The following is a 24,947-nucleotide window of genomic DNA, read 5'->3' as shown; positions in this document are numbered from 1 at the left end:
GAATGTTTATCCGAAGCGGGCTGGATTGAGCGCGGCCACCAAGCCAAGGGAAAGGGCAGTGGGGGCGCCCCCGATCAGATCGGCGGCAAGGCGGCTTGCAGCAGGACAGGTCTGGAAACCATAGCCGCCTTGGCCTGCCAGCCAGAAGAAGCTTGGGTCTCGCGCATCGCGTCCGATGACAAGCACCCGGTCGGGGGAAAAGGTGCGCAGGCCCGCCCAGTTGGAGATCAGCCGGGTGACGGGTTCGGTGACCATTTCCTCATACCGCGCCAGCCCTTCGGCCAGCACCATGTCGTCGGCCCATGCGTCATGCGGGACCTGCGGGTCTTCTTCAGCGGGGGAGACGATCAGGGCACCTGCATCGGGTTTTGCATACCACGCCTCTCCCGCCCCAAAGAGCATGGGCCAGCGGGAGATGTCATGCCCTCCCGGCGCGGGAATACGGGCCATGGAGCGGCGGTTGGGGATAAAGCCCAAGGGGCGGATGCCCGCCATGGTGGCGACCTGATCCACCCAAGCGCCGGCGGCGTTGATCAGGAGTGTTCCAGTAAACTCGCCCGCGCCAGTTGAGACGATCCAGCCATCGGTGCCTTTGGCAATGGCGGTGACGCGCGCGCCCGTGACGATCTGCGCGCCGCGCGATTTCGCCTCGCGCGCGAAGCCCTGCAAGAGAAGATCGGTGTCGATGTCCCATGCGTGATCGGCGAAGGCGGCCATGGCGACCGTATCGCGGTTCAGGATCGGGACGATTGCGCGCGCCTCGTCAAAGCTGCAGCGTGTCATCTGCATGTCGCGCACGTCGCTGTCGAAGTCATCCTTCTGGTCGGGCTTGGCCACGATCATCAGGCCGCGGGGGGAGAGGATGTTTTCGGCCGCACGAAAGTGATCTTCAGAGGCAAGCGAGAGCTCCACCACCGCAGGTGCGCCGTAGCGGGGTTCATAAAGCGCGGCAGAACGGCCAGAGGCGTGGTGGGCAAGTGCGGATTCGGCCTCGAGCACCGTGACGGAGCCAAGTTCGGACAGGCGGGCAGCGGCAGAGATGCCTGCGATGCCGCCGCCAATGATGAGGAAATCGGTCATGCTTCTTCCAAACGGTCGGTGGCCGGCGGCGGCGCGGGATAAAGGGCCGAAAGCTCCGCGCGCAGGTGTGGGGTCATCGGGAAGGTCAGCGCAGCGAGAGAGGGGGCAAGCTGTTCGGGGCTTCGGGCCGATATCAGCGGGATCACTGGGGTGATCGGGCAGGACATGACCCAAGCCACGGCAAGTGTGGCCGGATGAGTTCCGCCTTCCGTGGCGATGTCGGCAAGGCCCTTGGCGGCCTTGTGCATCGCCTCGGGCGCGTAGCGGGCAGCGTAACGGTGATCTTCGGCCAGACGGCCCGCGCCGCCCGTGGCGTATTTCCCGGTCAGAAGGCCCCCGCCCAAGGGGGAATAGGCGTGAACCGCGATCTGCTGATCGGCGCACATGGGCAGAAGCTCTACCTCGGCCTGCCGTTTCACAAGGTTGAACATGGGCTGGATCACATCCACCCGGCTGCCGAAACGGGCAAGGATGGCTTGGGCTTTCATCACCTGCCATGCGGCGAAGTTCGAAAGGCCGATGCGGGCGATGCGTCCGGCCTGCTGCCATTCGACGAAGAGCGACAGGGTTTCCTCTAGCGAGGTGCCGGGATCAAAGCGGTGGAGGTAAAGGAGATCGACGCCCTCGACGCCAAGGCGGCGGCGGCTTTCGTCGAATTGCCGGGTCAGATTGGTGCGGCCTGCGCCGCCATCATAGCCCACCTTTGTGGCGATGGAGATATCGTCGCCCTGAGCAAAGCTGCCAAGCAGGCGCTCGGATTGCCCGTCGGTGTAGACATGGGCCGTGTCGAAATGGGTGATGCCTGCCGCGCGGCAGGCGTCAAAGAGCGCGCGCGAGGCGGCGGGGTCCGCGCGGCCGCCGAATTGCATACAGCCGAAGGCAAGGGGGGAGGGTGTCGTCATGGTGGCGAAACTGCCACGACGCGGAACGGAAGAAAAGCCGGGGGCCGCCGCTTTTGCGGCGATCCCCGACCCGGTCAGCCTTGCTTGGTTTCCTTCAGCTTGTCGATCCCCAGCGTCTTGAGCGCGAGGGTTTCGTAGAAGGGTTCCGACACGCCTTTGCGCAGTTTGCGGATGAAGTATTTCTCGAACCCGATCTTCGCCATATGGACCCATTTGCCGGATGATGACCAGTTCACGTTGCGCGGTGGGATCTGGGGTTGGGCGACGAAAGCCACGCCCCCATCGCCGAAATCGGCAAGGCAGACGGCGTTCCATGTCCCGACCTGATCGGGTGCCTTGCCACGCACAAGGTTGCCGATGTTATGCGCGGTGGCCGTGACCATGGATTCGATCATGAAGCCGGTTTTGGGGACGCCCACGGGGACAGGCGTTGGCCCCATCGGGGGGATGGCGACGCAGACGCCCACGGCAAAAATGTTGGGATAAGTGGGGTTCTGCTGGTGGCGGTCCACGATGGTGAAGCCGCGCGGGTTCGACAGGCCTTCGATGCCCGAGACTGGTTTGATCCCCCGGAAGGCGGGCAGCATCATGGAGAAGGCGAAGGGAAGTTCCTTTTCGCCCTTTGAGGTGCCATCATCGGCGATCTCTTCCACCGTCATCTTGCCCTGCTCGACCTTTTTCACCTTGGTCGAGGTCATCCATTTGATGTGCTTGGCGCGCATCTCGGATTCCAGAAGGCCCTTGGTGTCGCCCACCCCATCAAGGCCGAGATGGCCGATATAGGGTTCCGACGTGACAAAGGTCATCGGCACGCGGTCGCGCACTTTGGCCCGGCGCAGCGCGGTTTCGAGGATGAAGAGGAATTCATAAGCCGGACCAAAGCAGGATGCCCCCTGCGCGGCACCGATGATGACGGGTCCGGGGTTCTTGACCAGTTCTTCGAACACGAGCTTGGCCTGTTCGGCGTGGTCGATATGGCAGACCGATTGGGTAAAGCCGCCATGCGGGCCAAAGCCTTCGATTTCGTCGAAGGCGAGTTCGGGGCCGGTGGCAATGACGAGGTAATCGTAGGAAACCGACTCGCCATTCACCAGCGCGATGCGGTTTTCCTGTGGGTGCAGCTTTTCGGCGGCAACGGGGATGAAGTTGATCTTCTTCTTGGCCATGGTCGGCGCGAGATCGACGGTGATCTCTTCGCGGTCACGCCAGCCGACGGCGATCCAAGGGTTTGACGGAACAAAGTGATAGGTCGGGTCTTTGGTGACCACGGTGACCGTGTCTTCCTTCCGCAATTGTTCTTTCAGTTCATAGGCCATGATGGCCCCGCCAAGCCCGGCCCCCAGCACGACGACATGCGCCATCTGACATCCTCCCATGATGAGTCGCAGACATCAGTATACATTCGCATGCATGAATGTGTTAAAGAACTTGGCCCCTGCGACCTTTGCACACGGGGTGCAAGAAAAAGGCCCGCCGAAGCGGGCCTTTAGCTGCCATTTGGCACTCTGATCAGGACGGAATTTCGCCCGTGATACCTTCGACATAGAACATCATGCCGAGCAGGTCGCCATCCGGCGCGGTCGCGCCTTCGGCCAGCCATGCGCTGCCGTCCTGCTTGTTGATCGGGCCGGTGAAGGGGTGGTAGGTGCCCGCCGCGATGGCGTCGCGCATTGCTTCGGCCTCGGCCTTTACATCGGCGGGGACGGCATCGGTGATTTCACCGATTTCCACTTCACCGCCGGCGATGCCTTCCCATGCGTCGATCTGGGCATAGGTGCCGTCGAGCAGTTCACCCACCCGCTTCACGTAATAGGGCGCCCAGTTGTCGATGATCGACGAAACGCGCGGCGTCGGCTTGTATTCCGACATGTCGGACGCCTGACCAAAGCCGATGACCGCGCCGTTGGTCTTGGCCGCTTCGGCCAAGGGGGCGGTCGAGTCGGTGTGGGATGCGATCACGTCCACGCCCTGATCGATAAGGGCCTTTGCGGCATCGGCCTCTTTCGCCGGATCGAACCAGGTGAAAGCCCAGACGATGGAGAGTTCCACAGCCGGGTTCGCCTTCTTGGCGTGCAGGTAGTAGCTATTGATCCCCATGATCACTTCGGGGATCGGGAAGGACGCGATGTAGCCGATCTTGTTCGACTTGGTCATCTTGCCCGCGATATGGCCCTGCACAGCGCGGCCCTCGTAGAAGCGCGCGTTATAGGTGGACACGTTCGCATGGTCGCGCTTGTATCCCGTGGCATGTTCGAACTTGATGTCCGGGAACTTGGCCGCGACGGCATTGGTCGGGTCCATATAGCCAAAGGAGGTGGTGAAGATCATGTTGCAGCCCGACAGCGCCATCTGGGTCAGCACACGTTCGGCATCCGCGCCTTCTGGCACGTTTTCCTGCCAGACGATTTCGACCTTGTCGCCATAGGCTTCTTGCACGGCCAGCGCACCTTGATGGTGCTGGAAAGTCCAGCCGCCGTCGCCGATCGGGCCGACATAGACGAAGCCGATCTTCGCCTTTTCGAGACCCTGTGCAAGGGCCATCTTGCCCCCCATCATCGAGGCGAGGCCAAACGCAGCGCCGCCCTTCAGGATCGTTCTTCTCTTCATTTCTTGCTCCCGTTTGCGGGATCGGCAGCCGACCCCGGGTTGAGTATGCCTCAGCGTGAGGCGTGGAAGTTCTGGCCCAGAGAGGCAGGCGCGTTCAGCGCCGCCTTTCCCTTGCCAGAGGACATGATGACCAACACGAGGATGGTTATCAGATACGGACTCATCGACAAGTATTCGACCGGGATTCGGGCCCCAGCCGCCTGCAAATTAAGCTGTAGCACAGTGATGCCGCCAAAAAGATAGGCACCAAGCAGGACGCGCCATGGTTTCCAGCTTGCAAACACCACGATGGCCAGCGCAATCCAGCCTGCACCGGCGGTGATGCCGTCGGTCCATTGCGGCACGCGGATCAGGCTGACATAGGCCCCGCCAAGGCCCGCCATCGCCCCGCCGAAGAGGATGGCCAGCACGCGGATGCGCGTGACCTTGTAGCCCAGAGCATGGGCGGCATCGTGGCTTTCGCCCACGGCGCGCAGGATCAGGCCCAAGCGGGTGTATTTCAGAACCGCCCAGACGGCGGCCACCACCGCGATGGAGACATAGACCATCCAGTCATGACTGAAGAGAACCTCGCCGAAGAAGGGAATATCGGTCAGGGGGCCCATTGGCACCTCGCCTGTTGCGGGGGGTTTGATGCCCACATAGCCCTGCCCGATCATCGACGACAGGCCAAGCCCGAATAGCGTTAGTGCAAGCCCAGTTGCCACCTGATTGGCCAGAAAGACCTGCGTCAGCACGGCAAAGACAAGCGACAGCGCCGCCGCGCCCAAGGCCCCGCCGACAAAGCCAAGAACCGGGCTGCCCGTCCCCACCGCTGTGGCAAAGCCGCAGATCGCGCCCATGATCATCATCCCCTCGACCCCGAGGTTCAGGACGCCGGCCTTTTCCACCACCAATTCGCCGATCGCAGCAAGGATGATCGGGACCGAGGCCACCATGAGAGAGGCGATCAGGATTGCCGGGTTGATGCCGCCGAGATCCATCACGCCACCTCTTTCTTTGTGCCAAAGCGGATGCGGTAATTCGTCAAAAGGTCCACGGCCAGAAGGAAGAAGAGCAGCATCCCCTGAAAGGCCTGAATCGCCGCCGAAGGAAGGGAGAGCATAAAGCTGGCCAACTCACCCCCGATATAGGTGAGCGCCATCAAGAGCCCCGCCAGCAGGATGCCGATCGGGTTCAGGCGGCCAAGGAAGGCCACGATGATGGCGGTGAAGCCATAGCCTACGTTGAAGTCGATGCTGATCTGGCCAGAGGGGCCAGCCACTTCGAACAGGCCCGCCATCCCGGCCAGCGCGCCGGATAGGCCCATGCAGAGGATCACAAGTCGGTTCGGGTTGACCCCGGCAAAGCGGGCGGCCTTGGGGGCCTGACCAGCCAGCTTGATCTGATAGCCGAAGATGTGCCGTTGCAGCAGGATGTAGGCCGCGATCACCACAACGAAGGCCGCAATGACCCCCCAATGCATCCCCGTGCCGGGGATGAGTTCGGGGTTTGCCATGGCAGGGATTTGGCTCAGGTTTCGGCTGCCGGGAAAGCCGCCGCCTTCGGGATTGCGCAAAAGGCCGATGGACATCGACGCAAGGATGTTCTGCGCCACATAGACAAGCAGGAGTGAGACGAGGATTTCATTCGTGTTGAAGCGCGTCTTCAGGATCGCGGGGATCATCGCCCAGAGCCAGCCACCGAAAATTCCAGCGATGACCATGAGCGGAAAGACCCAGCGCGTTTCCACCGGGTAAAGCGCAAGCCCCACGGCCGCGCCGAAGATCGCACCCATAATGTATTGGCCTTCGGCACCGATGTTCCAGATGCCCGCGCGAAATCCCAAGGACAGGCCCACCGCGATCAGGATCAGCGGGCCTGCCTTCACCAGTAGCTGCGGGCGGGAATAGGCGGCGAACTGTTCGTTGAAAAGCGGGTCCCAAAAGATGGTGCGGATCGCCTCGACCGGGTTCTTGCCCAAAAGCGAGAACATGATGCCGCCCGCGATCATCGTCAGGATCACGGCCAAAACGGGCGTGGCCCATTGCCAGAAGGCGCTGGGCGAGGGGCGTTTTTCAAGCCGGATCATGCGGGGCACTCCGATGCGGGGCAGGGACAAATTCCTTCGAAGGAATGTGCAAAAGTTTTCGAATACTTTTGGGATTCAGCCTGCATGATGCGCGACCTCCATCCCGTGGGCACCGCCCATCATCAGGCCGATTTCGTCGATGGTCAGCCCTTCGACAGGCCGTGGAGGCGTCAGCCGCCCTTCGTTCAGCGCGGCGAAATTGTCTGCAATCTCAAGCAGTTCATCAAGGTCTTGGCTGATGACCACAACGGCAGCCCCGGCGGCAGCGCGATCAAGGATCGCCTGCCGGATGGATGCAGCGGCGGCGGCATCGACGCCCCATGTCGGTTGGTTGATGACGATGACGCCGGGGTCTTGTGAAAGCTCGCGCCCCACGACGAATTTCTGAAGATTGCCACCCGACAGCGCGCGGGCGGCGACATGGGTGCCGGGGGTGCGAACGTCAAACTCCTTGACGATCCCCTCGGCAAAGGTGCCTGCGGCAGCCCAGTCGATAAAGCCGCCCTTCACCAGCCCCTGGCGCACTGCCCCGGAGAGAAGTGCGTTTTCCACCAACGACATGTCGGGGGCCGCGGCATGGCCCAATCGTTCCTCTGGGGCTGCAACGAGGCCCGCCGCGCGGCGCGCGTTGGGCCCTGTGGCCCCCATCGGCTGGCCGTTGATCATTACGGCACCAGGTGCCGACCGAAGTTCGCCCGACAATGCGAGCAGCAATTCATCCTGCCCGTTTCCGGCAACGCCCGCGATCCCCAACACCTCACCTTTTGCAACGCGGAAGGTGATGTCCTTCAGGCTGGTGCCGAAAGGGATGGGGGAAGCGACCGAAAGCCCCGCGACCTCAAGTGCCGTGGCCCCTTTGGGTTGGGCCGCGCGGGCAGGGGGGGTGAGCGTGGCGCCGACCATCAATTCGGCCATTTCGCGCGCCGATCTTTCGCGGGGTGTGCAGGTCGCCACGACCTTGCCGCGCCTGAGGATTGTCGCCTCGTCGCACAGCGCGCGGATCTCTTCCAGCTTGTGGCTGATATAAAGGATTGCTGTCCCTTCGGCGGAAAGTTGGCGCAGCGTTTTGAAAAGGATTTCAACCTCTTGTGGGGTCAGGACGGAGGTGGGTTCGTCCATGATAAGGAGTTTTGGGTCCTGCAAAAGGCAGCGAATGATTTCGACCCTTTGGCGTTCGCCTGCGGACAAGTCCCCCACCATCCGGCCCGGATCGAGGGGAAGGCCATATTCCTCTGACACCGCGCGGATACGGGTGGCGAGTTCACGCATCGGCGGCGGGTTCTCCATGCCGAGGGCCACGTTTTCGGCGACGTTCAGCGCCTCGAACAGGCTGAAATGCTGAAACACCATGGCCACGCCGGCCGCGCGGGCGGCGCGGGGTTCGGCGGGTTGATAGGGTTGTCCGCGAAAGCGCATCGCGCCGCTATCGGGTTTGACAAGGCCGTAGATCATCTTGACCAGTGTCGACTTTCCCGCGCCGTTTTCGCCCAGAAGGGCATGCACCTCGCCCTCGCCGATGGAGAAGGACACATCACTATTGGCGACGACACCTGGATAGGCCTTGGTCACGCCCTGAATGGCCAGAAGTTCCGGCCTTTGGGGGTTGGGGGGCACTGTCATCCCGCGTTCTCCTGTCGTGACGCGCGTTCGGTTCTCTGGCGCAGGAAGGCCGTGGCGACGCCAACGGCTATGGCCTGCGGATGCTTGCCAAGGGCGGGGTCGCCGATGGGGCAGTCGATGCAGGCGATGGCAGCCGGGCTGTGGCCCAATGCAGAAAGGCGCGACCTGAAGCGCGCCCATTTTGTGGCCGATCCGATCAGGCCGCATTGGGCGAAGCCATGGGTCAATAGGCGGTGGCACAGATCGAGGTCGAGCGCGTGTGAAAAAGTGACGATCAGATGTTCGGCATCCTTTGGGGCCAAGGTGACCGCCTGCGCGGGATCGTGGTCGACCCTTACTATAACGCTGTCGGGGATGGCTTCGGGAAAGCGGTCTGGGGCGGTATCGACCCATGTGATCGCCACCCCGGGAAGTGGGGCCATCACGTCCACCAGCGCGCGGCCTACATGGCCCGCGCCCCAGATCCACAGATGGCGGTCCGGGCGAGAGACGGGTTCCACCATCCAGCCTTGTAGAAGCACGGGGCGCGGCAGCAGGCCTTCGCCACGCGCCTTTGCAAGAAGGCGCTTTACCGAAAGGGGCATCGGGCGCCCATCGATGGGGCGGACAAAGACCCCAGCCTCGGTTTCAGGGAGCGTGGTTTCGGTAAAGACCTCGGTCAGCAGGGTAACCGCTCCGCCACAGCATTGGCCCAGTTTGGGACCCAAGGCTTCGCGCGTCAGCATGGGGCGGGTTGCCGCCAGATGGGCACGGGCGCGGATGGTGGCCTCATGCTCTAGAGCGCCGCCGCCAATGGTGCCGGATTGGCCGGTGGCCCAGACGAGCATGGAGGCCCCCACCTCGCGCGGGCTGGAGCCGTCATGCGCGGCTATAACGACGCGAGCGGTGGGGCCGTGGGCGGCGATTGTGGCGCGGAGGGAGGTTAGGTCAAACATCTGAGCCACCTCGTGGAAAGCGATTTCTGCACGCAGAAATCGCGGTGAAATCTGCGCGCAGATTTCGGTGCGGAATTTGCGTCAAATTCCGCTTCGCAATGAAACGTATGTCACGCATTGGCACGCACCCGCTTGACTGCCGCCAACACTCGCTCTGCGGTGGCAGGGGCGTCGAGGGCCGGATAGACGCTTCCGTCCCCGCAGGCGGCCACCGCATCCGACAGCGCCATCAGCGCCGATATGCCCAGCATGAAGGGTGGCTCCCCCACGGCCTTCGATTTCCCCACCGTTTCTTCGCGGTTGGCGCGGCCCCAGAGGGCGACGTTGAATATGCGTGGGCGATCGGAACAGGCGGGGATTTTGTAGGTGCTGGGCGCATGGGTGGTCAGCCGCCCCTTGGCGTTCCAGACCAATTCCTCGGTCGTAAGCCAGCCTGCGCCCTGCACATAGGCCCCTTCGACCTGCCCGATATCCAGCGCTGGGTTCAGACTGGTGCCAGTGTCATGCAGAAGGTCAGCCCGCAGGATGCGGTTTTCGCCCGTGAGTGTGTCTATCACCACCTCGGTCACCGCCGCGCCATAGGCGAAGTAGAAGAAGGGTCGACCTGTGCCACGGATGCGATCCCAGACGATCTTGGGCGTCGCATAAAAGCCTGTGGCCGAAAGGGAGACGCGCGCCTGATAGGCCCAGTTGGCCACGCGGGCGAAATCGTAAGCCTCGCCAGCGACATGGACGACACCATCGGCGAAACGCACCTTGGCGGGCGTTGTCTGGTGCTTTTCGGCCAGGAAGGCAGCAAGGCGGGCGCGGATGGTTTCGGCCGCCGCCTTTGCCGCCATCCCATTGAGGTCTGACCCCGATGAGGCCGCGGTGGCTGAGGTGTTTGGAACCTTACCAGTATCCGTTGCGGTGATCTTCACCATCCCGGCATCGACGCCAAAGACCCCCGCCACGACCTGTGCAACCTTCTGGAACAGGCCCTGCCCCATTTCCGTCCCGCCATGGTTCAACTGGATGGAGCCGTCCTGGTAGACATGGACCAAGGCGCCTGCCTGATTGAGGTGGGTCAGCGTGAAGGAGATGCCGAATTTCACGGGCGTCAGGGCAATCCCACGTTTCAGGATAGGGGAGGCTGCGTTCCATGCCGCGATCTCGGCCCGGCGTTTGTGATAATCACTCGTCCGTTCCAGTTCGGCGACGAGGTCTTGGCCGATGAAATCCTCAACCGCCATGTGGTAGGGCGTGGTCTGCACCGGCCCCGGTTCCGCCGCCGCGCGGTAGAAATTGGCACGGCGCACCTGAAGCGGGTCTTGCCCCAAGGCATGGGCGATGTGGTCCATCACCCGTTCCATCCCCACCATCCCCTGCGGCCCGCCAAAGCCTCGGAAGGCTGTGGCGCTTTGCGTATGGGTTTTCAGGCGGTGGCTTTCGATGCGGATGTCGGGCAGGTGATAGCAGTTGTCGGCATGCAGCATCGCCCGGTCGGCCACGGGCAAGGACAGGTCCTGCGCCCATCCGCAGCGGAAAAGATGGGTGAATTCCAGCCCCGTCACCTTTCCCTGATCATCAAAGCCTGCGCGGTAAAGGATGCGCAGATCATGCCGCTTGCCCGTGATCATCATGTCATCGTCGCGGTCATAGTGCATCTTGCAGGGACGCCCCGTGCGGGTGGCCATCACAGCACAGGCGATGGCGAGCGCGTTGCCCTGGCTTTCTTTGCCGCCGAAGCCACCGCCCATGCGGCGCACCTCGACCCTCACGCTGCTCATGGGGAGATGGAGGGCGTGGGCGACCTTGTGTTGGATCTCGGTCGGATGCTGGGTGGAGGAGAGGATGGTCACATCGCCCCCTTCCTGCGGCAAGCAAGCGGCGACTTGGCCTTCGAGGTAGAAATGTTCCTGCCCGCCGACCTCGAACGAGCCCTCCACGGTACGGGGGGCCTTGGCGATGGCGGCGGCGGGGTCACCTTTCGTCCAGATCACCGGGCCTTGTTCGAAGCGGCTGTTGGCGGCAAGCGCGTCATCCACCGTCAGGATCGCGGGCAGTTCCCTGTAGCTGACCTTGGCCAGATGGGCGGCGCGGCGTGCGGCAAGGTGGCTGTCGGCGGCGACGAGGAAAAGGGGTTGGCCGAGGTAATGAACCATCCCGGTGGACAGGAGCGGTTCATCATGCACCGAAGGGCTGCAATCCGGCATCTCGGCGAAGTCTTTGGCAGACAGGACCGCCACCACTCCGGGGGCGGTGCGGACGGCAGAGAGGTCCATCCCTTCAATTTCACCATGCGCGATGGTGGAGAGGCCGAAGGCGAGGTGAAGCGCATCGGCGGGCAGCGGGATGTCGTCGATATAGCGCGCCTGACCCGTTACATGGAGCGGGGCCGCATCATGGGGAAGGGGTTTGCCGATCGTCATGGCGTGACCTCCAGCACCGAGACGGGGCTGCCGTTCAGATCGTGGAAATAGCGGGTCAACAGGTTGGCGGCGGCCTCAAGCCGATAGGCGGCGCTGGCGCGCATGTCGGAGAGGGGCGTGAAATCCTGCGCGAAAGCGGGAAGGGCTGCGGATATGGTCGCGGCGGTCCATGGCTGGCCTGTAAGGGCCTGTTCGACATGGGTGGCGCGTTTGGGAATGCCTGCCATTCCCCCAAAGGCGATGCGGGCGGCGATGATGCGGCCATCTTCGATGGTCAGGTTGAAGCAGCCGCAGACGGCCGAGATGTCCTGATCGAAGCGCTTGGAAATCTTGTAGCAGCGCAGGGCGGGGGCCTGTTCTGCAAAGCTGATGCCCGCCACGAATTCGCCGGGGCGACGGTCTTGCTTGCGGTAGTCGAGGAAGAAATCCTCAAGCGGGATGGAGCGGAGGTCATCCCCGCGGCGCAGGTGCAGCGTCGCGCCGAGCGCGATCAGCGCGGGTGGGCCGTCGCCGATGGGAGAGCCATTGGCGATATTGCCGCCAATGGTGGCGGCATTGCGGACCTGTTCGCTTGCGTAGCGGCGGAAGAGTTCGGCCAAGGAGGGCAGACGGTCCTGCACAGCCTCGCGCAGGGCGGCGATGGTGACGGCGGCGCCGACATGGAGCATGCCACCCTGCCGTTCGATCTGTTGCAGGTCGCTGACGCCATTGAGGAAGGCGACGGGGGCAAGATCGCGGAGGTGCTTTGTAACCCAGAGGCCGACATCGGTAGCGCCCGCGATGAGGGTGGCATCGGGATGGGCAAGATACCAGTCGGCGAGGTCGTCCGAATTGCTGGGGCGAAAGGCTTCGCTGGGCACGGCTGGGGGGACAGTCGTCCCCCCAGACCCCCCGGCACCTTTTTTGGACACCTCGGTTCCCATGGACCCGTCGGATTTGAGTATTTGGGCCAAGATGAAGCTGCGGTCGGTTTTCATCCAGTCGGGGACCGGGGCATCGACCACGGCTTCGGCGGCGCGGATGATGGGCGCATAGCCCGTGCAACGGCAGAGGTTGCCCGCCAGCACATCGTCATGGTCACGCCGCCCGTTGAGATGCGCCACCGCCATGGAAACAACGAAACCGGGGGTGCAGAAGCCACATTGTGAGCCGTGATGGGTGACCATCGCCTCTTGCACGGGGTGCATTTCGCCCGTCGGGCCGGAAAGGCCTTCGACGGTGCGGACGGCTTTGCCGTGCAGCTGGGGCAGGAAGAGGATGCAGGCATTCAGCGCGCGGCTGCCGCCTTCGTCCGTCACCATCACGGTGCAGGCGCCGCAGTCGCCTTCGTTGCAGCCTTCTTTTGTGCCAGAGAGCCCACGCGTTTCGCGCAGGAAATCCAGAAGCGTGCGTGTGGGGGGCATATCCGCCACCCGGACAGGCGTTCCATTCAGGAGAAACGCGATCCCTGCCATCGTTCAACCCGCCGCCTTCTCCCCGTTCGAGGCGTTTTGCGTGGCCGCCCGATGCGGCGTAAAGCGGGCCACGCGCCCCATGCCCCCCGTTTGTCGGTTCGGGCCTTCTTCTCTTTCTAACAGTGAAGCGCGCCGCTTCGCCACATGGCAAGCGGAACCTTTCTGAAATCCGGCGAAGCAGTTTCCGGTTTTGCCGAAAGACTGTGCGTGGATGCAGTTTGGCTGACCTTTCCGTGGCGCTGGTGCTTCGCTAGGCTGGGGGTATGACAAATGCCCCCCGATTCATCCATCTGCGTGTCCATACCGAACATTCGCTGCTGGAAGGCGCGATCCCCGTGAAGAAGCTGGTCAAGCTGGTTGCGGCGGCAGAGATGCCTGCCGTGGCGGTGACCGATACCAATAACATGTTCTGCGCGTTGGAGTTTTCGGTTCTGGCCAAGGATGCGGGGCTGCAGCCCATCGTGGGGTGCCAAGTCGCTGTGGCGCATGATCCGGCGCAAGCGGGGGAAAAGCTACGGATGCCCGCGCCGGTGGTTCTGCTGGCACAGTCCGAGGCGGGTTACATGAACCTGATGAAGCTGAATTCCTGTCTCTATCTGGATAAGGCAGGCCAGCTTAATCAGGTCACGCTGGAGGAGTTGGAGCGGTACTCGGCGGGCCTGATTTGCCTGACGGGCGGGGCCGAGGGGCCGGTGGGGCGGTTTTTGCAGCTGGGGCAGGGGGCCAAGGCGCGTGCACTGATGGAGCGGTTGGCGGCGGCCTTTGGTGACCGGCTTTATGTAGAATTGCAGCGCCATCCGGGTGAGGGTGGGCGCCTGACGGAGGCCGAGACCGCGACAGAGCGGGGTTTCGTCGAGATGGCCTATGACATGGGCCTGCCGCTGGTGGCCACGAATGACGTCTATTTCCCGAAATCCGAGATGTATGAGGCGCATGATGCGCTGATCTGCATCGCGGAGGGGGCCTATGTGGACCAGAGCCAGCCGCGCCGCCGCCTGACGCCGCAGCATTATCTGAAGTCCGAGGCAGAGATGTGTGCGTTGTTCGCCGATCTGCCTGAAGCCCTTGAAAACACTGTAGAGATTGCGCGGCGCTGTGCCTTTATGGCGGCCAAGCGCAAGCCGATCTTGCCGCGCTTTGCCGATGACGAGGTGCAGGAATTGCGCCGTCAGGCCAATGAGGGGCTAAAGAACCGGCTGGCCGTGATCCCTCATGCTACGACGGTGGAAGAGTATCAGGCCCGGCTGGATTTCGAGTTGGACATCATCGAGAAGATGGGGTTCCCCGGTTACTTTCTGATCGTGTCTGATTTCATCAAATGGGCCAAGGCGCATGACATCCCGGTGGGGCCGGGGCGGGGATCGGGGGCGGGGTCGTTGGTGGCCTATGCTTTGACCATCACGGACCTTGACCCGCTACGCTATGCCCTTCTTTTTGAACGGTTTTTGAACCCAGAACGGGTGTCGATGCCGGACTTCGACATCGACTTCTGCATGGATCGCCGGGAAGAGGTGATCCGCTATGTGCAGGAACGCTATGGCCGCGAGAAGGTGGGGCAGATCATCACCTTCGGGGCGCTGCTGTCGAAGGCGGCGGTGCGGGATGTGGGGCGGGTTTTGCAGATGCCTTATGGGCAGGTGGACCGGCTGTCGAAGATGATCCCGCTCGAGGGGGTAAAGCCGGTTTCCATCACCAAGGCCTTGGCGGACGAGCCGCGGCTGCGGGAGGCGGCGAAGGAAGAGGTGGTGGGGCGCCTTCTGACCTATGCGGAACAGATCGAGGGGCTGTATCGCAACGCGTCGACCCATGCCGCGGGGGTGGTGATCGGGGACCGTCCGCTGGATGAGCTGGTGCCGCTGTATCAGGACCCGCGGTCGGATATGCCGGCCACGCAGTTCAACATGAAATGGGTCGAGGCGGCGGGTCTGGTGAAGTTCGACTTCCTTGGTCTGAAGACGCTGACGGTGATCCAGAACGCGCTGGACCTGTTGAAGCTGCGGGGTGTCACGCTGGATATCAGCTTGATTCCATTGGATGATCAACCGACTTACGAGCTTTATGCTGCGGCCAAGACGGTGGCGGTGTTCCAGGTGGAATCGAGCGGCATGATGGATGCGCTGCGGCGCATGAAGCCCACCTGTATCGAGGATATCGTGGCGCTGGTGGCGCTGTATCGCCCCGGCCCGATGGAGAACATTCCCGTCTATTGCGAGGTGAAGAACGGGCAGCGGGAGTTGGAGTCGATCCACCCGACCATCGACCATATCCTGAAGGAAACGCAGGGCATCATCGTCTATCAGGAACAGGTGATGCAGATCGCGCAGGTCATGGCGGGCTATTCCCTTGGGGGCGCGGATTTGCTGCGCCGCGCGATGGGTAAGAAGATCGCCGAAGAGATGGCAAAGGAACGGCCCAAATTCATCGAAGGGGCAAAGGCTACCCATAATATCGACGCCAAGAAGGCGGGTGAAGTCTTTGACCTGTTGGAGAAATTCGCCAATTACGGGTTCAACAAATCGCACGCCGCCGCCTATGCTGTGGTGAGCTATCAGACGGCTTACCTGAAGGCGAATTACCCGGTGGAATTCATGGCGGCGGTCATGAATTGCGATATCCACCTGACCGATAAGCTGGCCGTCTATAAGCGCGAGGTGGACAAACTGGGCATCACGACGGTGCCGCCTTGCGTGAACCGGTCGCTGGCGACCTTTACCGTGGTGGAGGGGCAGGTCGTCTATGGCCTTGGCGCGTTGAAGAATGTGGGCGTCGATGCGATGCGCACCATCGTTGAGGCGCGGGGTGGCCAAGCCTTTGTTTCCCTTTTTGATTTTGCGCGGCGTGTCGATCTGAAACGGGTTGGAAAGCGGCCCTTGGAGATGTTGGCGCGGGCGGGGGCCTTTGACATTCTGGATGCGAATCGGGCGCGGGTGTTTGAGGCGCTTGATTCGCTGGTCGCCTATTCGGCGGCGGTGCATGAGGCGAAGGTGTCTTCGCAGGTGTCGCTGTTTGGCGAGGCGGGGGCAGATATCCCCGAACCGCGGATTGCCAATCGGGATGATTGGTTGCCCGTGGAGCGGCTGGCGCAAGAGCATATGGCGATTGGGTTTTACCTGTCGGGCCATCCGCTGGATGACTATATAGCGGCGCTGAAACGCAAGGAAATCAAGACTTTGGCCGAGGTGACGAAGCTCGCGGAGCGGGGCACCTGCGTTGTGAAGATGGCGGGGTCGGTGTCGGCGCGGCAGGAGCGGAAGTCGGCCAAGGGGAACCGCTTTGCCTTTGTGTCGCTGTCTGATCCGACCGGGCTTTATGAGGTGACGGTGTTTTCCGACGTGCTGGAAGCGGCGAGGGATCATCTGGAACCGGGGCGGAATGTGGTGCTGACGGTGCGCGCCGACCCGGATGGCGATTCGGTCAAACTGCTGGCCAATGGGGTGCAACCGATTGATTCTGTTGCCTCAGAGGCGGGGGCGACGGCGCTGCGCATCCATTTGAACCGCGCGGAGGCGGCGGCGTCGGTGGCGGCCTTGCTGGCGCGGGTGGAGGGGCGGTCGAAAGCGCAGGTCACCATCTGCGTGCCCGATGACACGGGGCGCGAGATTGATGTGACATTGCCGCAGCCCTATCCGGTGACACCGCAGATCAAGGGCGCGATCAAGGCGATGCAGGGGGTGGTGCTGGTCGAGGATATCTGACCCCGGCAGGCCCCTTAACGCAAGGTGATTTCCCAATTCGGTCAACCGTTTACCCCCCGCAGGGGGGACGAAACGGTTGTGCCCTGTTTTGTGCCGGGTTTTGTGCAGCAAACTGTGGCCACGCACGCCGGGGTCAGGATTGGTTAACCCGTCTCTGGAACGGGTTCGTTACAGAACTGTCACATGATCTTTGCAGAGCCGTCACGCAGCAGCGGTAGCAGGGCGGGGAAGCGGCGCCCGTGCGGGGGGTCGCGGATCACCAGATGGAGAGAGACATGACCTCCCTGAAGCTTACCCTTTCCGCAGTTGCCGTGCTGGCCGGGACGACCGGTGTGGCGCTGGCGCGCGACAATGTGCAGATCGCCGGTTCGTCGACCGTGCTGCCCTATGCCACCATCGTGGCCGAGGCCTTTGGCGAGAACTTCGACTTCCCGACCCCGGTCGTGGAAGGCGGCGGTTCGGGTGCGGGCCGCAAGAAGATGTGCGAAGGCGTGGGCGAAAACACCATCGACATCGCCAACTCGTCGAGCCGCATCAGCAAGTCGGACATCGAACTGTGCATGGCCAATGGCGTGACCGACATCATGGAAGTGCGCATCGGCTATGACGGGATCGTTTTCGCGTCCAAGGTTGATGGCCCGGAATTCGCCTTCACGCCCGTGCATTGGTACAACGCTCTGGCGGCGCAGGTTCTGAAGGATGGCGCACTGGTCGACAACCCGAACAAGTCCTGGGCCGAAGTGGATGCAGCACTTCCCGCGCAAGACATCCTGGCTTTCATCCCCGGCACCAAGCACGGCACGCGTGAAGTGTTCGACACCAAGGTGATCGTGAAGGGCTGTGAAGACAGCGGCGCCTTTGAGGCCTTCAAGGCTGCCAATGGCGGCGACGAGGACAAGGCTGAAGAACTGTGCATGACGCTGCGCACGGATGGCGTGTCGGTCGATATCGACGGCGACTATACCGAAACGCTGGCCCGTCTGGACGCCAACCCGATGGCCGTGGGCGTGTTCGGCCTGAGCTTCTATCAGAACAACACCGACAAGCTGCGCGTGGCGACGATGTCGGGCGTGGTTCCGACGGTCGACTCGATCGCCAAGGGTGAATATCCGGTGTCGCGTCCGCTGTATTTCTACGTGAAGAAGCAGCATATCGGCGTGATCCCCGGCCTGAAGGAATACATCGAATTCTTCGTGTCGGACGATATGGCTGGCCCGGATGGCCCGCTGGCGGCCTATGGCCTTGTGTCGGACCCGGAGCTTGCGGCGACGCAGGCGGCCGTGGCGGCCGAAGAAGTGATGGCCCCGCTGCAATAAGCTGGACCAAGGGGGCGGTGCCGGTCGGTGCCGCCCCAGTCTTTCTTGCCAGCCGGGGGGCGGCATGTCGGTTTTCCTGATCCTTACCGTTTTGGGCGTTCTGGCGGCGGCGGGCTTCGTCCTTGCGCGTCAGCGGGCGATGGCCCTTGTGGGCGGTGATGCGCGGCAATTGCATTCGCGGCCGCATTATTATGGCTGGCACGGGGCGATCATGGCCGCGGTGCCGGCGCTGCTGTTTCTGGCGGTCTGGCAGATCGCGCAGCCTATGGTGATTGAGGGCCGTCTGGCAGGGATGTTCCCGGCCGAGATGGTGCAGGATGACAGCGCGCGCACGCTGCTTTTTGCCGATGTGCGGCGCATCGCTTCGGGGCTGGAGGCGGCGATTTCCGCAGGTGCGATGGGCGCGGATGAGGCGGCAGCCTTGGATGCAGGCGCGGTGCGCGAGCGGCTGGCCGCCACGGGCGTGGCGCTGGGTGCGGATGTTCTGCCCGAGACGCTGGCCGCAGCACAGGAATACCGGGGCTTGGCCACGGTGGGCGGGCTGTGGAAGACGGTTTTCGTGCTGGCGCTGGCGGTGGCGGGGCTTGCCTATGCCATCAAGGCGACGGGGCCGCAGTTCCGGGCGAGGAACCGGGTGGAGGGCGTGGTTCTGGCCCTGCTGATCCTTGCCTCGACCATCGCGATTCTGACGACGGTGGGGATCGTCCTGTCGATGCTGTCAGAGAGCATCCGGTTCTTCGGGATGTATCCCATTCAGGATTTCTTCTTCGGGCTGACATGGTCGCCCGCCTTTCAGGGCAATTCGCAGCTTGGCCTGATCCCGCTGTTGTGGGGGACGCTGTATATCACCTTGATCGCGATGCTGGTGGCGGTGCCTGTGGGCCTGTTCGCGGCGATCTACCTTGCGGAATTTGCAGATGCGCGCGTGCGGTCGGTGGTGAAGCCGTTGATCGAGGTGATCGCGGGGATACCGACGGTGGTCTTTGGCCTGTTCGCGCTGGTGACGGTGGGGCCGCTGATCCGCGATTGGATCGCCATGCCGACCGGGTTGGGGAATTCGGGGTCTTCCGTTGTGACGGCGGGGATCGTGATCGGGATTTTGAACATCCCGTTCATTTCGTCGCTGTCGGATGACATCATCACGGCGGTGCCGCAGTCGATGCGAGACGGGTCGCTTGGTCTGGGGGCGACGAAGGCCGAGACGGTGACGCAGGTGGTGCTGCCTGCCGCGCTGCCCGGCATCGTGGGGGCCGTGCTGATGGCCACAAGCCGGGCGATTGGCGAGACGATGATCGTGACGATGGGGGCGGGGGCTGCGGCGCAGCTGAACCTGAACCCGTTTGAGGCGATGACCACGATCACGGTGAAGATCGTGAGCCAGCTGACGGGGGATACAGAGTTCAATTCGCCCGAGACGCTGGTGGCCTTTGCGCTGGGGATTTCGCTGTTTGTCATCACGCTGTGCCTGAACGTTTTCGCGCTGTGGATCGTGCGGCGGTACCGGGAGCAATACGAATGACCGATGTCATGGCAGGGGCGCCCGGTGGGGCGCGCGGCGGATCGCTTTTGGAGGGCAGCGCGCGGACCAAGCGGCGGCGGGCGCGGGAATGGCGGATGAAGGCCTATGGCATCGCGGCCATCGTGTTGAGCCTGTCGACGCTGTTTTTCATGCTGGCGACGATCCTGCTGGATGGGGTTTCGGCCTTTCGGCAGGCGACGATCACCTTTCCGGTGATGGTGGATGCGGCCGTGGTGGACAAGGCGGGCAACCGCAACCGCGAGGAAATGGCGAAGGTCACGACCATCGGGTATAAGCGGCTTTTGTCGCAGGCCTTTGTCGCGCATCTGGCGGCGGAGGGGATCGATACGGCGGGGATGCCGGAGAAGGATCTTGCGGCGATGCTATCGGATGACGGTCCGGCGCGGCTGCGCGATAGGGTGCTGGCCGATCCGTCGCTGGTGGGGCAGGTGGTCGAGGTATCGGTCTATGCCACGGGGCGGATCGACGGCTATCTTAAGGGCCGCGTCACGCGCGAGACGGCAGAGCGGGATACCAATGTCACGCCTGCGCAGCTTGATCTGACGGATCGGCTGGTGGCGGCGGGGATGCTGAGCCTGCCATTCAATTGGGGGTTCCTGACGGGGCCGGATGCATCGGACCTGCGGCCCGAGGCATCGGGTCTGGGCGTGGCGATCATCGGGTCGCTGTATATGATGGTGCTGGTGGCGCTGATGACCGTGCCCGTGGGCGTGGCGGCGTCGATCTATCTTGAGGAATTCGCGCCGAAGAACCGATTCACGGACCTGATCGAGGTGAATATCTCGAACCTTGCGGCGGTGCCGTCGATTGTCTTTGGCATCCTTGGTCTGGCGATTTTCATCAACTTCATGGGGCTGCCGCAATCATCGAGCCTTGTGGGGGCCTTGGTCATCTCGCTGATGACGCTGCCCACGATCATCATTGCCACGCGGTCGGCGATCCGGGCGGTGCCGCCGTCGATCCGTGAGGCGGCGCTGGGGATTGGGGCGTCGAAGATGCAGCTTGTCTTCCACCATGTGCTGCCCTTGGCCATGCCGGGCATCATGACGGGGACGATCCTTGGTCTGGCCTCGGCCCTTGGCGAGACAGCGCCCCTTTTGCTGATCGGGATGGTGGCTTTTGTCACGAACTATCCTGCGGGGCCTTTGGAAGGCGGGATCATGGACCCGGCGACCGCGCTGCCCGTGCAGGTCTATTCCTGGGCGTCGCGGTCGGACCCAGCCTTTATCGAGCGGTCTTCGGGGGCGATCATCGTGCTCTTGGTCTTTCTCGTGATCATGAACGTGGCGGCGATCCTGCTGCGGCGGCGGTTCGAGCGGCGGTGGTGAGGGGGCGGTTGCAATGAACGACATGCGGTTGGTGGAGCGGGACGTGAGCAACAGGCAAGCCAAGATCGAGGCGCGCGGGGTGCAGGTGCATTACGGCGAAAAGCACGCGCTGAAGGATGTCGATGTGACGATCCTTGACCGGACGGTGACGGCGTTCATCGGGCCGTCGGGCTGCGGCAAGTCGACCTTCCTGCGTTGTCTGAACCGGATGAACGACACGGTGGCAACGGCGCGGGTCGAAGGGAATATCACGCTGGACGGGCAGGATATTTACGATCCGCGCATCGATCCGGTGCAGTTGCGCGCCAAGGTGGGGATGGTGTTCCAGAAGCCGAACCCGTTTCCCAAGTCGATCTATGACAATGTGGCCTATGGGCCGAAAATCCACGGTCTGGCGCGGACCAAGGCGGAACTGGATGAGATTGTCGAGACATCGCTGAAGAAGGCTGCGCTGTGGAATGAGGTGAAGGATCGCCTTGCGGCCCCCGGCACCGGCCTTTCGGGCGGGCAGCAGCAGCGTCTGTGCATCGCGCGGGCGGTGGCCACGGCGCCCGAGGTTCTGTTGATGGATGAACCCTGTTCGGCGCTGGACCCCATCGCCACGGCGCAGGTGGAGGAATTGATCGACGAGTTGCGGACCCATTTTTCGGTCGTGATCGTTACCCATTCCATGCAGCAGGCGGCGCGTGTCAGCCAGAAGACGGCCTTCTTCCACCTTGGCAGTCTGGTTGAATATGGCGAGACGGGGCAGATTTTCACCACCCCGCAGGACCCAAGGACCGAGGCCTATATCACCGGCCGGATCGGCTGAGGGAGCGCGCAAGATGAAAGACCCGCATATCCTTTCGGCCTTTGACCGCGACCTTGAAGCCGTGCAGGCGCATGTGCTGCGGATGGGGGGGCTGGTGGAGCAGGCGCTGCTGGATGCCGCCGAGGCCTTGGAAAAGCGCGATGAGGGGCTGGCCCAGAAGGTGCGGGCGGGCGATGAGGCCATCGATGCTCTGGAACAGCAGATCCAGAGCGAATGCGCGCGCCTTCTGGCGCTGCGGGCGCCGACGGCGGGTGATCTGCGGGTCGTGCTGTCGGTGATGCGGATTGCCGCCGCGCTGGAACGCGCGGGGGATTATGCCAAGAACCTTGCCAAGCGGGCGCTGGTTCTGTCGAACATGGCACCTTTGGAGGGCACCTCGGCGTCGATCCAGCGGATGGCGCGGACGGTGGTTCTGCGCCTGAAAGAGGCGCTGGATGCCTATATCGCGCAGGATGTGGCGGTGGCGCAGGATATCCGCGCCCGCGACCGCGAGGTGGACCAGATGTACAACTCGCTGTTCCGCGAGTTGCTGACGCATATGATGGAAGACCCGCGCAACATCAGCGCGGCGATGCATCTACATTTCATTGCGAAGAACATTGAACGCGTGGGCGACCATGCGACGGCGATTGCCGAACAAGTGATCTATCTGGCGACCGGCGAAGTGCCGGGGGATGAGCGGCCAAAGGCCGATCTGGTGCCGGGTGTTTCGACCCTTGAGGGATGAAGATGGAGCGCGTCATGGTTCAGCAGCCGAAGGTTCTGCTTGTAGAGGACGAATTCGCGCAGCGCGAGGTGCTGGCCTATAATCTTGAGGCCGAGGGGTTTGACGTCATTCAGGCCGATAATGGCGAGGATGCGCTTTTGCTGGTGGATGAGGATCATCCCGACATGATCATCCTTGACTGGATGATGCCCAAGGTTTCGGGGATCGAGGTTTGCCGTCGCTTGAAGATGCGGCCCGAGACGCGGGCGATCCCGGTTATCATGCTGTCGGCGCGGGCGGATGAGGTGGACCGCGTGCGGGGGCTGGAAACCGGCGCGGATGACTATGTCATCAAGCCCTATTCGATGGTGGAGTTGATGGCGCGGGCGCGGGCCCAGATCCGCCGCGTGCGGCCATCCACCTTGGGCGTGGTGCTGGAATTTGACGGCATCCGGCTGGATACGGAAACGCATCGGGTGTTCAGGGGCGAAAAGGTGCTGAAGCTGGGTCCGACGGAGTTTCGGCTGCTGACGGCTTTCATGGAAAAGCCGGGGCGCGTGTGGTCGCGCGAACAGCTTTTGGATCGGGTCTGGGGGCGGGATATCTATGTCGATACCCGGACCGTGGATGTGCATGTGGGCCGTCTGCGCAAGGCGCTGTGCGTGCATGGCGATGAAGATCCGATCCGCACGGTACGGGGATCGGGTTACGCGCTGGGCTGAGCGGTGCGGCGCATCAGGTAGATGTCCATGATCCAGCCGTGATCGGCGCGCGCCTTGGCGCGGGTGGTGCGGATGGTTTCGGCGACCTGCGCAAGCGGGCCTTGGATCAGGATCTGTTCTTCCATCCCGACATAGGCGCCCCACCAGATATGGATGCCCTCGGGGGGCAGCGCGTCGAAGGCGGCACCGCTGTCAAGCATGATGACCACCGTATCGGCATCCTGCGGCCAGCCTGAACTGCGCAGTTGGCGGCCTGTGGTGATGACCACGGGTTTCGCAAGGTCATTGAGCGGGATGGCATGGGCGGCGCAGAGCGCCTGAATGGCAGTGATGCCGGGGATCACACTGAGTGTCAGCGGCAAGTGGCCTGCGACACGGTCGGCGATGCGCAGCGTGCTGTCGTAAAGCGAGGGGTCGCCCCAGACCAGCAGCGCCACATTCGGGCCGCCGCCTTGGGCAAGGTGTTTCTCGATCTCGGCCCGCCAGAGCGCGGCGATGGTGTCGTGCCAGTCGTTGACGCGGGTCAGGTAATCGGGTGTTGCGGGGTCGCGCGTGGGCAGGTCAAAGGGCGCGATACGGGTGCTGGGGTTTGTCAGGTTGGCGCGGCAGATCGCCATGCGCAGGCCGGCGAGATCGGCCTTGTCGTCACCCTTGAGCGGCAGAAGGATCAGGTCGGCCGCGTTCATGGCGCGGATCGCCTGTCCCGTGACGTGATTGGGGTTGCCGGTGCCGATGCCGATGAGAGTGAGGTGGATCATGCTGTGCTTTTGGGGCGGCGGGGCCGGTATCGGCCCCGCGCCTTTGGGGGATCAGGCGAAGAGACGCGGTGTGACCAGCGCGCCGGGGGTGCGCCCCTTGAAGCGGCGGGCGGTGGCAAGGAGGGCCAGATCGACCAGCGGTTCGATCAGCACAACCGTCATATAGGCCGCGCCGAAGAGGGCCACGTCGGACATGGCGGATGCGCCCTGACCCCAGAAGACCCAAAAGGCCACCCAGGCGACGACGCCACCCTGATAGGTGGCCGAGAGTTTCACCACATCCGTGTAGCGCAGATCGACATAGGCTGTGCCCGCCGGGATGATGCGCCGCGCGATCATGGAAATCGCAAAGAGCGGGACAAGCAGCGTGGTGACGTTCATACCGTATTGCGGCAGGTCGATGGGGGCGAAGAAGAGGCCCTGAATAAGTAGGCCCAGCGCAAGGCCCAGCGCGGCGGGGCCGGCGCCGAGGATCAGGAAGAGGCTGGAGCCGAGGATGAGATGCACCTCGCTTACGCCAACGGCGGTGTGGGGGGCCAGTTCGAAGAAGGCGAAGGTCGCCACGGTAGCAATGGCGCTGCGGATCGCGATGGCGGCCGGGCCTTGCGCGCGCAGGTCGCGGGCGAGGATCATGGCCCCGGTGGCGGCAGCGGCGGAAGCCGTGGCGTAGCCGAGCATCAGTTTGGCCCCATCGACGAGGCCGGGTTCGATATGCATGTCTTTCTCCTTGCCGTCACACCCGACGGCGGATGGTTTCTTTGATGCGAGGCCGGTCTCCTGGCTGGCGGGTCGGTGCGGCCATCCGCCTTCCCGGCCCCAGAGGGGCCAGTGGCATGAAGGATGGCCGCTCGCCGCTGACAGTCGCGGGGGCGGCTGGGGTGGGGGCGCCGCGATTTGGTCCGCCCTTCCCCATTCCCGTTTGAGCCCGTTGCTGTGACGCGTGGGGCACCTTGCCCTGCCGTTCTGCGCCTGCGCCATGCGGCGGTCAAGC

Annotated in this window: 19 protein-coding genes and 1 riboswitch; of the genes, 7 read left to right on the top strand and 12 right to left on the bottom strand. The window is 63.2% G+C overall.

The window, feature by feature from the left end; genetic code table 11:
• Positions 1-6: 6 nt before the first annotated feature.
• The 10 genes from QF092_RS10245 to xdhA all read right to left on the bottom strand — a co-directional run bounded on the left by QF092_RS10245 (position 7) and on the right by xdhA (position 13,080).
• The gene (locus QF092_RS10245; RefSeq protein WP_281463805.1) at positions 7-1,080 is read right to left on the bottom strand and encodes an NAD(P)/FAD-dependent oxidoreductase; all 1,074 of its coding nucleotides are present in this window, start codon (positions 1,078-1,080) and stop codon (positions 7-9) included.
• Entirely contained in the window at positions 1,077-1,982 is a 906-nt protein-coding gene (locus tag QF092_RS10240) for an aldo/keto reductase (protein ID WP_281463803.1), read from the bottom strand. The genes QF092_RS10245 and QF092_RS10240 overlap by 4 nt, the downstream gene beginning before the upstream one ends.
• Before the next feature lie 74 nt (positions 1,983-2,056).
• Positions 2,057-3,343, bottom strand: a complete 1,287-nt coding sequence (locus QF092_RS10235; protein WP_281463802.1) for an NAD(P)/FAD-dependent oxidoreductase — start codon at positions 3,341-3,343, stop codon at positions 2,057-2,059.
• A 148-nt stretch (positions 3,344-3,491) separates the two neighbouring features.
• Positions 3,492-4,589, bottom strand: coding sequence for a BMP family ABC transporter substrate-binding protein (locus tag QF092_RS10230; protein WP_281463801.1), 1,098 nt, complete (start codon positions 4,587-4,589; stop codon positions 3,492-3,494).
• A gap of 50 nt (positions 4,590-4,639) precedes the next feature.
• The gene (locus QF092_RS10225) at positions 4,640-5,572 is read right to left on the bottom strand and encodes an ABC transporter permease (protein WP_281463800.1); all 933 of its coding nucleotides are present in this window, start codon (positions 5,570-5,572) and stop codon (positions 4,640-4,642) included.
• Positions 5,572-6,660, bottom strand: coding sequence for an ABC transporter permease (locus tag QF092_RS10220; protein ID WP_281463799.1), 1,089 nt, complete (start codon positions 6,658-6,660; stop codon positions 5,572-5,574). The genes QF092_RS10225 and QF092_RS10220 overlap by 1 nt, the downstream gene beginning before the upstream one ends.
• A gap of 75 nt (positions 6,661-6,735) precedes the next feature.
• Entirely contained in the window at positions 6,736-8,280 is a 1,545-nt protein-coding gene (locus tag QF092_RS10215) for an ABC transporter ATP-binding protein (RefSeq protein ID WP_281463798.1), read from the bottom strand.
• Complete coding sequence (xdhC, locus tag QF092_RS10210; protein ID WP_281463797.1) at positions 8,277-9,215, bottom strand: xanthine dehydrogenase accessory protein XdhC; 939 nt, start codon at positions 9,213-9,215, stop codon at positions 8,277-8,279. The genes QF092_RS10215 and xdhC overlap by 4 nt, the downstream gene beginning before the upstream one ends.
• 110 nt (positions 9,216-9,325) lie before the next feature.
• Positions 9,326-11,626, bottom strand: coding sequence for a xanthine dehydrogenase molybdopterin binding subunit (gene xdhB, locus QF092_RS10205; protein ID WP_281463796.1), 2,301 nt, complete (start codon positions 11,624-11,626; stop codon positions 9,326-9,328).
• Positions 11,623-13,080 (bottom strand): xanthine dehydrogenase small subunit, encoded by a 1,458-nt coding sequence (gene xdhA, locus QF092_RS10200; RefSeq protein ID WP_281463795.1) that lies wholly within the window; start codon positions 13,078-13,080, stop codon positions 11,623-11,625. The genes xdhB and xdhA overlap by 4 nt, the downstream gene beginning before the upstream one ends.
• A gap of 263 nt (positions 13,081-13,343) precedes the next feature.
• Between xdhA and dnaE the strand changes: the two genes are divergently transcribed.
• The 7 genes from dnaE to phoB all read left to right on the top strand — a co-directional run bounded on the left by dnaE (position 13,344) and on the right by phoB (position 23,198).
• Positions 13,344-16,775, top strand: coding sequence for a DNA polymerase III subunit alpha (gene dnaE, locus QF092_RS10195; RefSeq protein ID WP_281463794.1), 3,432 nt, complete (start codon positions 13,344-13,346; stop codon positions 16,773-16,775).
• Positions 16,776-17,050: 275 nt separating this feature from the next.
• Entirely contained in the window at positions 17,051-18,091 is a 1,041-nt protein-coding gene (locus tag QF092_RS10190; protein ID WP_281463793.1) for a PstS family phosphate ABC transporter substrate-binding protein, read from the top strand.
• Positions 18,092-18,155: 64 nt separating this feature from the next.
• Positions 18,156-19,610 (top strand): phosphate ABC transporter permease subunit PstC, encoded by a 1,455-nt coding sequence (gene pstC, locus QF092_RS10185; protein ID WP_281463792.1) that lies wholly within the window; start codon positions 18,156-18,158, stop codon positions 19,608-19,610.
• Complete coding sequence (pstA, locus tag QF092_RS10180) at positions 19,607-20,959, top strand: phosphate ABC transporter permease PstA (protein ID WP_420026451.1); 1,353 nt, start codon at positions 19,607-19,609, stop codon at positions 20,957-20,959. Before pstC ends, pstA begins: the two co-directional genes overlap by 4 nt.
• Before the next feature lie 13 nt (positions 20,960-20,972).
• Complete coding sequence (pstB, locus tag QF092_RS10175) at positions 20,973-21,770, top strand: phosphate ABC transporter ATP-binding protein PstB (protein WP_281463791.1); 798 nt, start codon at positions 20,973-20,975, stop codon at positions 21,768-21,770.
• Between the two features lie 13 nt (positions 21,771-21,783).
• A complete protein-coding gene (phoU, locus tag QF092_RS10170) occupies positions 21,784-22,497 on the top strand; it encodes a phosphate signaling complex protein PhoU (RefSeq protein WP_281463790.1) in 714 nt (237 codons plus the stop codon).
• Positions 22,498-22,511: 14 nt separating this feature from the next.
• Entirely contained in the window at positions 22,512-23,198 is a 687-nt protein-coding gene (phoB, locus tag QF092_RS10165) for a phosphate regulon transcriptional regulator PhoB (RefSeq protein WP_281463789.1), read from the top strand.
• Here the strand turns inward: phoB and cobF are convergent.
• Both cobF and QF092_RS10155 read right to left on the bottom strand, forming a co-directional pair.
• Positions 23,183-23,956 carry a precorrin-6A synthase (deacetylating) gene (gene cobF / locus QF092_RS10160; RefSeq protein ID WP_281463788.1) on the bottom strand — a complete coding sequence of 258 codons (774 nt, stop codon included), beginning with the start codon at positions 23,954-23,956 and terminating at the stop codon, positions 23,183-23,185. The two genes, phoB and cobF, sit on opposite strands and share 16 nt — an antisense overlap.
• 51 nt (positions 23,957-24,007) lie before the next feature.
• Entirely contained in the window at positions 24,008-24,673 is a 666-nt protein-coding gene (locus tag QF092_RS10155) for an energy-coupling factor ABC transporter permease (protein ID WP_281463787.1), read from the bottom strand.
• 33 nt (positions 24,674-24,706) lie between these two features.
• A riboswitch (cobalamin riboswitch) is annotated at positions 24,707-24,924 on the bottom strand.
• Between the last annotated feature and the right edge of the window lie 23 nt (positions 24,925-24,947).

The organism is Fuscovulum ytuae, from assembly GCF_029953595.1.
Classification (GTDB): Bacteria; Pseudomonadota; Alphaproteobacteria; order Rhodobacterales; family Rhodobacteraceae; genus Paragemmobacter; species Paragemmobacter ytuae.
Note: the sequence above shows the minus strand (reverse complement) of the source record. Positions and strands in the feature narration are given on the sequence as shown.